1 pseudogene is annotated in these 676 nt (G+C 43.0%); it reads right to left on the bottom strand.

Annotation, left to right across the window (positions count from 1 at the left end):
* Positions 1-676 (bottom strand): annotated as a pseudogene (locus CP370_RS09150) (GA module-containing protein); the annotation flags it as partial.

Genomic DNA, 676 nt, shown 5'->3' with positions numbered 1-676 from the left:
CTTGCAAGTGTTTTGTAGCTGTTGCTACTGCACTTGGATCATTGCTGTTCTTGGCCTTTTCAGCTTCTGATAATGCATCATCTAACGCCTTTTGCTGACCTGAATCGGCTTCAGTATAGTTTGGTGTCGACTTAGCACTATTGGCAGCTGAAATGGCTGGGTTCAATTTACCAAGATTATCATTCAATGTCTGAGCATCGGTTTCAGCCGTAGTTACATCTGAACTTGTCTTAGCACTGTTAATCTTATCCTTAGCAGCCTTCTTTTGATCGGCTGACAAGTTGGTCAGCTGCTCAATATTTTGGTCAGCTTGATCCTTAGCTGTCGCTAACTTGCTATCACCATTCAAACCGCTTTGAGCAGCTTGCAAGTGTTTTGTAGCTGTTGCTACTGCACTTGGATCATTGCTGTTCTTGGCCTTTTCAGCTTCTGATAATGCATCATCTAACGCCTTTTGCTGACCTGAATCGGCTTCAGTATAGTTTGGTGTCGACTTAGCACTATTGGCAGCTGAAATGGCTGGGTTCAATTTACCAAGATTATCATTCAATGTCTGAGCATCGGTTTCAGCCGTAGTTACATCTGAACTTGTCTTAGCACTGTTAATCTTATCCTTAGCAGCCTTCTTTTGATCGGCTGACAAGTTGGTCAGCTGCTCAATATTTTGGTCAGCTTG

The organism is Lactobacillus sp. UMNPBX19 (assembly GCF_002553805.1).
Lineage (GTDB): Bacteria > Bacillota > Bacilli > Lactobacillales > Lactobacillaceae > Lactobacillus.
Note: the sequence above shows the minus strand (reverse complement) of the source record. Positions and strands in the feature narration are given on the sequence as shown.